We start from the raw sequence: 13,013 nt of genomic DNA, 5'->3' as shown, positions 1-13,013 counted from the left end.
ATGTGCTAATATACTTACATTAATATATTAAGTATATAAATATCCAAAACTACATTACTGAACAGCTTCACCTTAATTTTTTCTTAGGAGGATTTACAATGAAATTATTAAAAATAAAACATATAATCCCTTTATCTGCGGCTGCAATTACATTCATATGTAGTCAAAGTACAGCTGAGGCTTCTACCATTCATACAGTAAAAAAGAATGATACACTTTGGGGCATTAGTAAACAATACGGCGTTTCAATACAATCCATTAAACAGGCAAATCATAAAGGAAACGATCAAACTTTCATTGGCGAACAGTTACATATTCCAGGTGCCACGAACTCAAATAAAATTACCGTTCGTCAAAACGTCAAACCTGCAAACATTAGTGACCAAATTATATATCAAGTTCAATCGGGAGACTCATTAGAAACGATAGCAAAGCGTTACAATGTTACCGTTCAATCTATAAAACAAATTAACAATACAGTCGGAAACAAGCTTTATACAGGACAACATTTGAAAATCAACTCAAGCATTTCAGAAAAAGAAAAAGACTTAATGGCACGCTTAGTTACTGCTGAAGCAGGTGGCGAATCGTATAAAGGAAAAGTAGCAGTAGCGAAAGTTATACTAAACCGTGTAAACGCAAAAGGTTTTCCAAATACAATAACAGGCGTTATTTATGAACCTATTAAATACGGATATGCATTTACTCCTGTTACAGATGGAAGAATTAATCAACCTGCAAGCGCAGAAGCAAAAATGGCTGTAGAAGAGGCTATCTCCACAAATGGAATACATTCTGATTGGCTTTATTTCTACAATCCAAAAACATCAACAGACAAATGGATTACGACACGTCAAACAGTAGCAGTAATCGGTAACCACGTCTTCGCTAAATAACATTTAAATTCATTAACAGACCTATTTACTTAAAAGGTCTGTTTTTTTATATGTAAGATTTTATTAATCATATGACATAGTGATCTTTTAAAACTATCTCTTCTTTCAAATAAAAAATTTGTATTTACTCCACCACTCTGAAAAATTAAGAAAGCATCAAGTTCAAAAACTCCCTCTTTATTCATAAAAGCTATTTCTTAACTTCATAAAATTGTTATACACTAGAAAAATAAAAAACAAACTATTCGTTAGCAGGTGAAAGAATATGTATGATGTTACAATTATCGGCGCTGGAGTAAGTAGCATTTTTATGGCTTATTTACTAGCTAAAAGTAACAAAAAGGTTTTAATTCTGGATAAAGGGAAAGCGTTAGAAGATCGCCATTGTCCTTTAGAGGAAGGAAAAGCGTGTACTTGTACTACATGTGATAAATATTTCGGGTTTGGCGGGCTGGGAAAATCTGAAGGGAAATTTAATTATACAAATGGATTCGGCGGAGAACTTGAGCAAAAAGTCGGTAAAGAAGGCTTTAAACAACTTATGGCTGAAGTAGATGAAATTCTATGTCAGTTCGGAGGAAGCTCTGTTTCAAAATATTCTACAGAAAATCCAACTCTCAATAAGAGAGCTGAAGCTTGTGGTTTGCAAATGCTAACAACAGAAGTACGGCATCTTGGTACTACCCTTTCAAGTGACATTTTTCATCAACTCTATGAATTTTTACTTCCGAAAATAAATATACAATTTCATATAGATGTGCAACATATTATGAAACAGAAAGATCATTTTACAATAGAGACAAATGAAGAAACAGTTCAATCTAAACAACTAGTATTTGCAACTGGGCGTTCCGGAGCAAACTGGTTAAAAAAAATGTGTACTTCTCTAAATATTTCTCAAGAACAAACTCGTGTAGATTTAGGTATTAGAGTAGAGATGAAAGAACACCAATTACGATCTATATTAAAAGATACATTCGAGACGAAACTTTCTTATGAGCAGGAAGATTTCACAGCAACTACGTACTGTATGAATCCAAAAGGACGCATCATTAGAAAGTACGAAGAAGGTTTAGTTATGCCTGATGGTCAAAATTTTCGAGAGAAAGGAACTGGCACACCTAACTTAAATTTCACTTTATTTATCCCACGCTATTTTCCAACTCTCAAAGAAGCAAATCTGTATGCAAGCTCAATTATTAAAAACATTAACCAAGGACGAGATCGAATTGTTATACAGCGCTTAGAGGACTTACTAAAAAAAGAACCTACAACAGCGAACAACATGAAACATAACCGTATACAGCCTACACTACAAGGAGATTATGGAGATTTGAATACAGAAATTCCTCCATTATATATTGAAGGACTTAAAGAATTTTTGTTACGCTTAGAACAATTTATCCAAGAACCGATCGATACAGATACTTTATTATATGGAATTGACGGAAAGTTTTATACTCCTACGATAAAACTCAATAACTATTTTGAAACGAGTATACATGGGCTATTTTTAGTCGGAGATTGTTCAGGCGTCACTCATTCATTATCTCAAGCTGCTGCAAGTGGGTTGTATGTTGGAAAATATTTATCTATGGTTTAAATTCTTTCATTAAGACACCAATTAAATATTTTAAATTTCACAACGCTTTATTTATGTACCTTATCCTTCCCCCGCTAACGATTATCTCATAAAGAATCGGGATTTTAAGAGATACATATGTAACATAACTATGTATGTGAAACTGTTGACATTCAATTCTAACAAATTGAATGTCAACAGTTTTAAAATCCTCTATTCATTTCCACTTTCATTTGTTCGATATTTTGTAACATCATCATAGTGTTTAATATGTTAGGATGTCTATAAGTATTTTTTACTACAACTATGACTTTTTCTGCTCTGTTCTAAAAAATAGATTTACGCTTTAAAATTCCTCATTGTACGTATGTGAATACTTTATATTATTACCTTTAGAAACCATTAGCTAAATGGTTCAGCATACTCTAATAGTTATAAAAACATAATATATAACACAAGTTAAATAAATTACAAAAAGAAGGAGTAAAAATGAAAAATAAAATCAATTTACAAATGCAAAATATAAGCTTTGTTTTAATAATTGCTTTAGGAGTATGGTTAAAAACATATCTTATTACAAGATTCAGTTTTGATTTAAAAATTGAATCTTCTACACAAGAGCTTATTTTGTTTATTAGCCCGCTCGCTGCATCATTAGCTTTTGTCGGATTAGCATTATTTGCAATCGGTGAAAAGCGAAATTATATCGCGCTGTGTATTAATTTTTTATTAACAATCATACTTGTTGGAAATGTAATGTTCTATGATTTTTATAGTGATTTCGTTACGTTACCAGTACTTGGACAAACATCAAACTTTGGCCAACTAGGCGGTAGTATTATAGAAATATTGAACTACAAAATTATACTCGCATTCGTAGACATTATTTTCTTCTTTATTTTATTAAAGAAGAAAGCACTAGTCTTTCAAACAGGACGTGTAACGCATCCGGCACGCTTCGTATATTTTCTCTTAACGGTTGGTGTATTTTTTGCAAATCTACATCTTGCAGAAAAAGAACGACCTGAACTATTAACGAGATCGTTTGACCGGGTCATGCTTGTTAAAAATTTAGGACTATACACGCATCAAGTTTATGATTTAACACTGCAAGTAAAAGCAGGATCACAAAAGGCACTTGCTGATAGTAGCAAATTACAAGAAACAGAAAACTACGTGAAGGCAAACGAAAGTGAGCCAAATCCTAACATGTTTGGTGTAGCGAAAGGAAAAAACGTAATTGTTGTCACTCTTGAATCCTTGCAAACCTTTTTAATCGGCGCAACAGTTAACGGACAAGAAGTTACACCATTTTTGAATGAATTCATAAATGAAAGCTATTACTTTGATAACTTTTTCCACCAAACTGGGCAAGGAAAAACATCCGATTCTGAATTTCTAATCGATACGTCGTTATATCCATTAAATCGAGGAGCTGTATTTTTCACACACGGTAACAATGATTATACTGCGACGCCAGAAATTTTACGTCAGCAAGGTTATTTCACTTCTGTATTCCATGCGAATAATGCAACATTTTGGAATCGTAACATTATGTATTCTGCTCTCGGTTATGATCGTTACTATAATGAACTTGATTACAAAATTACGCCTGAAACAAATTTAAATTGGGGCTTAAAAGATATCGAGTACTTTGATCAATCAGTAGATCTATTAAAAACTGTTGATCAACCATTTTACGCTCGTTTCCTTACTTTAACAAACCATTATCCATTTACGTATGATGAAGATACTAAATTCATTGAACCATATGACTCTGGTAATGGCGTGTTTGATCGTTATATCGTAACAGCACGTTACTTAGACGAATCCATAAAAAAATTTATTGAGCGTTTAAAAGCTGAGGGAATGTATGATGATTCTATTATTGTTTTATATGGTGATCATTATGGCATTTCTGAAAAACATAATCGTGCAATGGCACAGTTTTTAGAAAAAGATCAAATAACAGAATTTGATACTCTGAATTTACAACGCACACCTTTATATATTCATATGCCTGGCCAAACAGAAGGTGAAACGATTTCAAAGCCTACGGGACAAATCGATATGAAACCTACTATTCTCAATTTATTAGGGATTGATACTACGAACGATATTCGTTTTGGTCATGATATGTTTTCAGATGAATATACCGGTTTTGTCGTTTTACGTGATGGTAGCTTCATTACAGACAAATACGCATACAAAAACAACACTTTCTATGACCGCATAACAGGTGAAATTGTAGATTTACCAAAAAAAGAAGCTCAAGCACTCATTAACCGTGCACAAAATGAATTACGAATGTCTGACAAAATTATTGAAGGCGATTTATTACGTTTCTCAGAAAGTAATAAAATTAAAACTGGTGAAGTACAAACTAAAATTAAAGAAACTGAAAAATAATGTAAATATGAAAAGGGAGCAACTCATTACAGTTGCTCCCTTTTATTCTCTTCTAATACATGATGCAGTTTCATATATTTCACTTTTATTCTACGCTTGTCTCTAAACTTACATCTGTATAAGTATGAATCACTTCACATTGACGTAATCTCAATTCAAAGAGCATGATAGAATCATGATAGACTGCAGGATTTGATTTCATTTTATGTAACATCTCTTGTTTTTCTTGTATTTCTAGTTGCATATTTTCTACAGTTTGTTTCAAACAGTTAAATGGATTCCTAAAGAATATATGAATATCTCGCTCTTGTGTGTTTTCAAATAGCTCAAATTGCAAGAAAAATTTCTTCATAATAGAATCCGTTACCTCGGTATAATCTTCATTTTCTACATACTGTTTGTATTTGTTATATAACATAGTTTTATTTTTAGGAAGAACTCCAAATAATTTACCGGCACTTTTCAGTAAAAATTGCGCTGGCGTAAATCGACGTAAAATATTTACTTCATCCATTTGTATGCTAGTCGTCATTCTGTCAGTATCTCTGCGCCAATCGTCAAGCACTTTAAAGTCACATTCTAACTGGATTCGATTTTCTCCAAATAAAGAATTAAGTCCTTCACTAAGTTCTTCTAAGTAAGACTGACTTTGAAGGAGCTCATTATGAGAAGTTGCAATCCAATTTTGCATAGAAAGAGCAAGATAAGGTAATACAGTTTGTTCTAAATATTTATGCACTCTTTCATTCATTGCTTTATTTAGTTCCTTATCCATATGACCGAAATCACTTTCTTCACTCATTAAATCAGAACAGCTCTGTAATATCTTCGGTATATTTTCAGTAAGATCATTTATAATTTCCGTTTTCATTGTACGATATGACTGTGTAATGAAATGAATTTTCTCCCTCTCAAATGCAGTAAGATTATTCATGCTACCGTTTAGTTTCACTATCATATCTTCATTCCACTTAATAGCATCCACGAGATTGTTTTCTTTTTCAACACGTTTATTTAAAAGATATGTAATTGTTTTTCGGATGAAGAACAATAGCTTTTCAGTACGTTCTGCATCAATATTTTTATGATTAAAGTTAAAATGAATAAACTCAGTTAACTCATTTAATTGTTGACTACTTGTATATAACGAAGAATAAGGAAAAATTCTCGCTTGCGGGAAATATGTGTTTATTCTCGCTGCCGTATCTTGTAATACTCTTTTCACTTCTGCTTCACTGTAAATGTTATCGATTTTATTTAATAAGAAATGAATTTGTAAATTTGGTGTATGTTCTTGAATGCTTAATAAAATATCACGCTCTTTATCAGTAAACGGTGAATCCGCATTCAATACAAACAATAATTCATCCATAGAATTTAGATATTCAAATACTTCATCCCTAGTGTCATTATTCCTATTAAATCCAGGTGTGACTACAAATGTAAGTTTATTTTCATTTAAAAATCTACATGGTAATTTAAATTCAACACATGCTCTATCTCTATACGTTTGATGGTGCTGAGACATCATATTATGATAATCAGAGATATCTTCCGTTGTTGTAATTGCAGCATCTGTTATGACGTTAATTTCTGTATGAGCATCATTTTTTAAAACTACTACATTTGAAATTGATTTTTCTAATATATTTTCTCCTAATATAGAGTTGATAAATGTAGTTTTTCCGTTCCCTGAAGTTCCTGTTACTAAAATACGATTTGTTCTTAAATCTGCAAGTTCGTCAACTAACCATCTAAATCGTTGACCTATTTCTATATTGTGCTTTTGTGCCCACTGTGTAATAGATTCAAAAAGATGTAGACTGTACTCTAAAGCATTCACATGATTCATAGAATATGACAGTAGGTTTTCTGCACGTTTTATATTGGATGAATCTATTTGGGTAGGAAAAATTTCATCCCATGCCAATACAGCTGCTGATGGAAATACAGCATAAGACGGATTGACTACTTTTAACCAATTTGTTAAAAGACTTGGAATGATATCGTGTAATTGTCTAAGCATATATTGCCCTTGAATTAATGCAAAGTACGTTTCTTCGTAAAGAGAAGAAATTTTGTCCCATATATCGGACGACTCTATTTCAATATGTAAGAAAAATTCATTTATTGTGTTAAGCCACAATAAGTAATTTTGTTCATTTTTATAACTGTTCCAAAGTGATGAAACCATTTGCGTAAATTGTACTTGATCTACATTATTTAATGTAACTAATGCATCATAAAAATAATCTGGTGAAATATGTTTAGTACATCCTTTATCGATATATCCTTTTAACACCTCAAACCATGGATAAGATTCTATTCGAATTAACTCATTCACAGCAAGCTCTACTGCACTATCAAAATCTTGTTGTTCCTCATAAAAGGAACGGGCAATTTTTGTGACATTCGGATAATCCGGATTTAAAGAAACCGCTTCTTTAATAACAGCGAAAGCTGAGTCAAAATTATTTTGCTCTATGTAAAGAGAAAGTAATTGTAATCTAATTTCTGTCATCAATATTATATTATCAGTAGCAATGGAAGTATAAACATTTTCAGCAACTGCTAATTGATTCAGTTCGAAATAAGCATCCGCAATATTTTTTTGTGCCCATGGTGCTAATTCATTACTAACCTTCTCCCATTTAAAAATAGCTGCTTCAAAATCTTGATGCTGATAATAAAATTCACCTTGCGCAAAACGAATATAAGATCCATCAGAAATCTCATTTTTTTCTTCGTTTACATAAGCTTCTCCAAGCACGTCAAGAGGTGGTTTTGTTACATTCTCCATTAGAAATGTTTCATAATACATCTTTTTTATTAATTGTTTTTCTATTCTCATCTTTTCCCCCACTATATCTTGAAAATACATTTTTAAGATATGTCAACACTTTATTTATGTATGCTTTTTATCTTAACAAAGAATATCTTTTGGAAAATTTCATTTTCCTTTCATTTTTCAAGTTAGATTGAATTTTTATGAGAAAAGTTTCAGTTTTTTTTCAATTCCCTTTCAGTTATGAAACAGCATTAAATGTTCCTAATAACATAATAACACTATAATATTCCGCATTATATTATCAGGAAAAGCCTATATAAACCATATTATAAAAACAATTTATGGTGAATATATATGCAAAATTGACTTAAACTATATAAAAGAGCTTGTTAAATAGACCAATATGCTATGTGAATTTCAAATACACCATAATAACTAAAAACAACAATAATAGTGAGCGGCTATTCATACAATATCTTTCTCGAATTGTTTTCCTTTAAAATACTTCAGTAGTTACGTAATTAAATTCCATTAACCTCTATAAATAACTAGTCCAAAAAAAATCTATATGCATATCATGTTATAGTAAAGAATTCAGGAAATCCTAAAAGGAGGCATTTTCATGTTTGAAGATAAATCTAAAATAAACTACCCATATGAATTTACCGAAACTACAACAATCCCTCTAAAAAACCCCATCAATAAAAATTTCAAAAACGGCTCTGGTACACATACTTTCCCAATTAAGAAGCATTATAAAGAGCAGGTGCTATATACGGAAAAAATTAATAATAATAAAAATAAATAAGCGTATAGGCTCTTATAACAATTAATCAAATAAGAATCTATATTAGACCTTGCATAGTTATAGGTAATATATAAGTCTTTCTTATACAACTCATGTACTTTTAAAAAGTGCTGATATACAGCGCTTTTTTATACATAAATAATAGAAGAACCAAAAAGGTATGGATAGTTTCCATACCTTTTTGGTTCTTTAACTATTTATAAATCAAGTACGCCCATATTTATTTTACCTAGTAGCAATTTATTAGCACTTCTAGAAGAAATAAAAGCTAGTTTAATTAAAAAATAAGTTTCTTAGCGTTTTCAGACATATTCAGGATAATACTATTCGAATACATTAGGCAATAAAGTCCACCATCAATGCTCCTACCAATAAAATTTTTCTCGTTGGAGTCATTGGAGAAAGGAGTAGATTTATGATGTATCACAAAGTTAAAGAAGTAGCCAAGAATGATATAAGTCATTATTGCCCTATTATATATATTTAAAAAATTACCAAATGTTGTTTCAAAGCTACTTAGTTTTCATAAAATATTTTTTGTTTCCGTTGGAACGGATAGGCTTTAATCTCATCTGTATCTAAATTTTCATGAAATAAATGAACAGCTATAATTTGTCTACAATCGTAAGTATGATAATAATATGTTCCGGATTCCATACACATTACGCTTGTATATATGGTATTATCTAATGCACCTTCTTCTGTTATTACTCCACCTTTAGGAACCTCACAATTTGATAAGATATGAAAAAGGGCTGATACTCCCTCTTCTTCGCTATCTATACCTTGAATGTTTTGTTTGCCATATGCTGCCCGCACAAATCTTGAGGGTGGAGTGAAATCCCCTGGAAGTCCCATTGAGCCCGATCCCTGACCAAAAGCACTTAATGGTAAGTTACTCCACTCTGTTGGCGCGAATGGCTGCGATTTAAGACCTATGTATTGTCTTAAATTTTGCAAATGCCAATTAAACTCCGGACTATTCGTCATCACTCCTAGTGGGTTGTCATACATTTTTAATCCTTCATTTGTCGGCTCCAGTACAATACAATCTCCCCATTTATCTGCCAAAATCCAATGTAGTGGTGGCGTAAGTCCTAAATCCGGTAACGGTATATCCAAAAAGGTAAGGCTATCTACAGATTTCTTTAACTCTTTGACAGAATTGAATTGTGTCAGACTCCAAGTCACAAAATCAAATGGAGCTAAATTCGTTTTATTGTCATCTATGCTTTGACTATACGTAGCGAATCCTGGAAAATAGAGTGTTGCACATGTCATACCTGCTTCATTTACTCCGTCCGCCATAATGATCCTTCCTTGATGATTAATTCCCATTCCGACCGTAGCATGTTTCGTATTAATGATTTCACCAGTTATATTATTCCACTGGTAATGTCGAGGAATGATTATTACTTCTTGATTCATATCTAATGTGAAGTCCATCGTTCTTGCAAAAAGATGCTGACCGTTTTTTGTCTCTAATGTCAAACTAGTACACATAAAGAACACCCCATTTTATGGTTTTATCTACACTTTACATAATTCCGATAAGTCTGTAAATTAAAAACCTCTTTCCTTACAAACAAATTAAGAACGTACATATAAATTACAAATAGGTTGAGGTTATCTCTAGTTTATAAATGAATTTTTAACATATAGTTGTAACAGAATTATATTAAAAAGGAGCGAATTGTTATAATCTGCCCCCTCTCTACTACGCTGATATTTCCAAAACAACTTTTGCACCATGCAGCTTTTCCGAATTACTTAAGTAAAGATTTCCACCGTGTTGCTTTGCAAAGCTTTTAGCAATGTATAACCCCATTCCATGATGATCTTTGGAGTTTCTACTTTTATCTCCCCTATAAAACTGCTCTGTAGCTGAATGCATTTCCTCTTCTGTAAACCCTCTTCCCGAGTCCTCTACAATAAATTGCAGTTTTTCACTAATCATTTCCACTGAGAACATCAAGTCACCCTTTGTTGGAGAATATTCAATTGCATTCATCATTATATTCATAATTGCTCTTTTCAAAGCGGTCTCGTCAATAGGAATAAAATTTGGTATGTCCTGAACATTTTCAATTAGATTTAACTGTTTGCCTAAAACACAAATTGCACTTTCTTCTATAATATTATGAATAAAGTCGTGGAGGTCTGTTTGCTTGAATTGAAGTGGAGCGCCTTCCTCACATTTCGTAATATCGAGTAAAGATTTCATATATATTTCCATCTCATCAATACTTTTCAAAATATGCTTATTACATTTCTTCTGATTTGAATCTAGCGTTGATTCATTTAATAGCTCTGCATTCCCTCTCAATATCGTTAACGGCGTTTTAATGTCATGTGCCAAAGCAGCAATCTGCTCTCTTCTATTTGTTTCCATATTCCACTGTGTACGTAACGAATGATTTAATTCATCTTTCATTTTTACTAAAGAAGTTAATACTTCATTCACTTCTTTTATTTTAGATTGTTCCACTTGAAAATCTAAATCTTCCTTTTGAATTTTATCTGTTACCTTTCTCAAAATCATCATTTCCTTTGACAATGATTTACCAAAAGAGCGAGATAGAAATATCACTTCGGCAACAAATAGTAGAATAAAAAGAACAATTTCACAAACTTCCGGACTCGGTAAATACTTCTGCAAAGAAGGATTTTTAAAAGTAGCATGTAACGTATATAGAATGACACAAATATCTTTATCACGTTCTATAACTGCATAGTAGTACTTACTATCACCTTTTTCATCATTATGTATGTTATTCCATATTTGTCCGGCATAATCTTTATTAATACTCCCTTGTATAACGTTTCCTGAAAAATCATACAGAGCATATTTATATTGTTTTAAAATTCGATCATCTTCCTGTTCCGCTTTAACTATAGCATCTCTTTGTGACTCAATCTGTTTTTCATAATAATTTGCTGGTAAGATTATTTCTGCGTTAACTCCAACTTGGAATAGAATCATAAAAAAAGTCACTAAAGCAATCGTCCCTATTGAAAATGCAAAAATATACTGTATTAAAATCTTACTAAGGTTGACTTGCTTTTTCATTTTCTCCATTTATAACCAATTCCCCATACTGTTTCTATTGGATTCATGCCATACTTAGATAATTTATGACGGATATTTTTAATATGTTCCACAATTACTTGGTTATCACTTTCTCCCTCATAACCAAAAACATTTTCGTAAATCTTTTCTCTTGAAAATACTTGTCCATGATTCAAAGCTAAATATTCGCAAATTCCATACTCACTTTTCGTAAATGCGATAGATGTATCGTCATGCCATATTTCTTTACATGACAGATGAAATGTAAGACCTGACAGGAAAAATGCATTTTGCTTTTCTCTATGCTCACGCCTTACATGCGCGGATACCCTTGCACGCAGTTCTCCAATTCCAAAAGGTTTTGTAATATAGTCATCTCCACCGAGACTAAGCCCTGTGATTAGATCCTTCTCCATTGTTTTGGCTGTTAGAAATACAATTGGACTATCAACCAAATCCCGTATTTCCTTACAAAGTGTAAAACCATCTATTTCTGGCATCATGACATCTAACAGAATTAAATCAAAATGACAAAATTTTTCCTTTGGTATAGTAAGAGGATTACTAACAGCAGTTACCTCATGACCTTCTTTCTCTAGAGCACTTTTTATAATGTAAAGGATGCCGTCTTCATCATCAATTGCTAATATTCTTGCCATATAGAATCCCTCCCCACTCTTCCATTATAATACAATTACACTTACATTTCTTTGCGTCCTTCATAAAAGGAAAACCACATAAGGGAAATAACAAATGCAATGATCGTAAAACAAACACAAATCACTGCTCCAGTTGCTGCCTCTACTGGTAAGACACGAATAGAACTAGGACTTAATTTGTATCCCAAAAAATAATTGCATAATCTCGCGCCCCATGCACATGGAATGTATTTCCAAATCACATCCCCCATCCCTGTAAGCATTAAAGCTGCCAACAAGCTTTCTATAATTCCAATCCCAATGGAAACACCTTTACTAAAGCGAAAATTTAAGAACAGATGCCATATATACATAAAGATTTGACAACTAAAAAGAATGAATGAAATTTCAACATACAAAGCAAATGGAATTTCATTTTGTCCTAACAGAAAATGAAAACCTGTCGCAAACCCAACGACTGCCAACATAGTGGAACAAAACCCACATATTAAAAGTAAACATACTTTACTAATTAACGCTTTACGTCTTCCGTATTCCGTTGATAAAAGTTCTTTAAAATTTCCTGCCAAAGCTTCCTGTTCCACGACAGAAGAACACACTATGCTAATTAGCAACGGAAAAGATATCGATAATACTTGTATATAGCCTGAAACTTTATTTATAGAATCAAATTTTGAAAAGGAATAATAACTAAAAAAAAGAGCAATACCGATGATTGGCATCGCTACATGTATCCAGAAAAAAATCGTGTGTTTCATTTTTATAAAATCAGCTCTTAATATCCTCGACAAAACCACCATA

The 13,013-nt window shown here is 32.1% G+C and carries 9 protein-coding genes; 4 read left to right on the top strand and 5 right to left on the bottom strand.

All coding sequences use genetic code 11. The features are described 5' to 3' along the window. Positions 1-98 precede the first annotated feature (98 nt). From RCJ96_RS05770 to RCJ96_RS05760, 3 genes are all read left to right on the top strand, one after another. Positions 99-896: a cell wall hydrolase gene (locus RCJ96_RS05770; RefSeq protein WP_416503891.1), complete on the top strand. Its 798-nt coding sequence runs from the start codon at positions 99-101 to the stop codon at positions 894-896. A 265-nt stretch (positions 897-1,161) separates the two neighbouring features. Next, complete coding sequence (locus tag RCJ96_RS05765; RefSeq protein ID WP_242304478.1) at positions 1,162-2,499, top strand: NAD(P)/FAD-dependent oxidoreductase; 1,338 nt, start codon at positions 1,162-1,164, stop codon at positions 2,497-2,499. A 468-nt stretch (positions 2,500-2,967) separates the two neighbouring features. Beyond that, the gene (locus RCJ96_RS05760) at positions 2,968-4,887 is read left to right on the top strand and encodes an LTA synthase family protein (protein WP_416503892.1); all 1,920 of its coding nucleotides are present in this window, start codon (positions 2,968-2,970) and stop codon (positions 4,885-4,887) included. 85 nt (positions 4,888-4,972) lie between these two features. On the opposite strand, the gene RCJ96_RS05755 is transcribed toward RCJ96_RS05760, so the two are convergent. Further along, complete coding sequence (locus RCJ96_RS05755) at positions 4,973-7,768, bottom strand: dynamin family protein (protein WP_416503893.1); 2,796 nt, start codon at positions 7,766-7,768, stop codon at positions 4,973-4,975. 529 nt (positions 7,769-8,297) lie between these two features. Here RCJ96_RS05755 and RCJ96_RS05750 point away from each other — a divergent pair. Further along, on the top strand, positions 8,298-8,483 hold the full coding sequence (locus RCJ96_RS05750) for a hypothetical protein (RefSeq protein WP_000461128.1): 186 nt from the start codon (positions 8,298-8,300) through the stop codon (positions 8,481-8,483). 516 nt (positions 8,484-8,999) lie between these two features. Here the strand turns inward: RCJ96_RS05750 and RCJ96_RS05745 are convergent. The 4 genes from RCJ96_RS05745 to RCJ96_RS05730 form a co-directional block, all read right to left on the bottom strand. Beyond that, complete coding sequence (locus RCJ96_RS05745) at positions 9,000-9,986, bottom strand: choloylglycine hydrolase family protein (protein WP_061131611.1); 987 nt, start codon at positions 9,984-9,986, stop codon at positions 9,000-9,002. A 214-nt stretch (positions 9,987-10,200) separates the two neighbouring features. Next, positions 10,201-11,562, bottom strand: coding sequence for a HAMP domain-containing sensor histidine kinase (locus RCJ96_RS05740; protein WP_242304483.1), 1,362 nt, complete (start codon positions 11,560-11,562; stop codon positions 10,201-10,203). Then, a complete protein-coding gene (locus RCJ96_RS05735; protein ID WP_000101079.1) occupies positions 11,550-12,212 on the bottom strand; it encodes a response regulator transcription factor in 663 nt (220 codons plus the stop codon). Before RCJ96_RS05735 ends, RCJ96_RS05740 begins: the two co-directional genes overlap by 13 nt. Before the next feature lie 41 nt (positions 12,213-12,253). Further along, a complete protein-coding gene (locus tag RCJ96_RS05730; RefSeq protein ID WP_416503894.1) occupies positions 12,254-13,012 on the bottom strand; it encodes a lantibiotic immunity ABC transporter MutG family permease subunit in 759 nt (252 codons plus the stop codon). Between the last annotated feature and the right edge of the window lies 1 nt (position 13,013).

Source organism: Bacillus sp. BSL6, assembly GCF_052928345.1.
This window is presented reverse-complemented; position numbering and strand designations above follow the sequence as displayed.

What these genes read in the sequence shown, in the direction of transcription:
- RCJ96_RS05745 (WP_061131611.1), bottom strand. Translation starts at nt 9,986, where the DNA reads ATGTGTACTAGTTTGACATTAGAGACAAAAAACGGTCAGCATCTTTTT.
- RCJ96_RS05770 (WP_416503891.1), top strand. Translation starts at nt 99, where the DNA reads ATGAAATTATTAAAAATAAAACATATAATCCCTTTATCTGCGGCTGCA.
- RCJ96_RS05760 (WP_416503892.1), top strand. Translation starts at nt 2,968, where the DNA reads ATGAAAAATAAAATCAATTTACAAATGCAAAATATAAGCTTTGTTTTA.
- RCJ96_RS05765 (WP_242304478.1), top strand. Translation starts at nt 1,162, where the DNA reads ATGTATGATGTTACAATTATCGGCGCTGGAGTAAGTAGCATTTTTATG.
- RCJ96_RS05755 (WP_416503893.1), bottom strand. Translation starts at nt 7,768, where the DNA reads ATGTATTTTCAAGATATAGTGGGGGAAAAGATGAGAATAGAAAAACAA.
- RCJ96_RS05730 (WP_416503894.1), bottom strand. Translation starts at nt 13,012, where the DNA reads ATGGTGGTTTTGTCGAGGATATTAAGAGCTGATTTTATAAAAATGAAA.
- RCJ96_RS05735 (WP_000101079.1), bottom strand. Translation starts at nt 12,212, where the DNA reads ATGGCAAGAATATTAGCAATTGATGATGAAGACGGCATCCTTTACATT.
- RCJ96_RS05750 (WP_000461128.1), top strand. Translation starts at nt 8,298, where the DNA reads ATGTTTGAAGATAAATCTAAAATAAACTACCCATATGAATTTACCGAA.
- RCJ96_RS05740 (WP_242304483.1), bottom strand. Translation starts at nt 11,562, where the DNA reads ATGGAGAAAATGAAAAAGCAAGTCAACCTTAGTAAGATTTTAATACAG.